Annotated in this window: 1 protein-coding gene; it reads left to right on the forward strand. The window is 44.8% G+C overall.

Annotation, left to right across the window (positions count from 1 at the left end; genetic code table 11):
* On the forward strand, positions 1-357 hold a 357-nt coding region (locus H3T80_RS12090), incomplete at both ends, for a VENN motif pre-toxin domain-containing protein (protein ID WP_198201849.1).

The raw sequence follows: 357 nt of genomic DNA on the forward strand, positions 1-357 counted from the left end.
GCGATAATGAAGCTGCAAGGTTAATTGCGCATTCCATACTCGGCGCAGTGGTTGCGGAACTACAAGGTAATTCAGGACTTGCCGGTGGAGCTGGTGCTGTGGTCGGAGAAATAGCGGCAGATATCATCCGGAAACAACTGTATGGAAAAGAAGTCAAAGATTTAACCGAAGAGGAAAAAGAAACCATAAGTGCACTATCTCAACTAGCCTCCGGCCTTGCCGTAGCTGCCGGAGGTGGTAATATTGGCGATGCTAGTGCAGCTATTAGTAGCAGTAAAAATGCGGTTGAGAATAATGCTTTACAAAAGAAAGAGGCATTGGAAAAAAAGGGTATAAAACTACGTTTCGATCTTCAAG

Source organism: Gilliamella sp. W8145 (genome assembly GCF_016101145.1).
Lineage (GTDB): Bacteria > Pseudomonadota > Gammaproteobacteria > Enterobacterales > Orbaceae > Gilliamella > Gilliamella apis_A.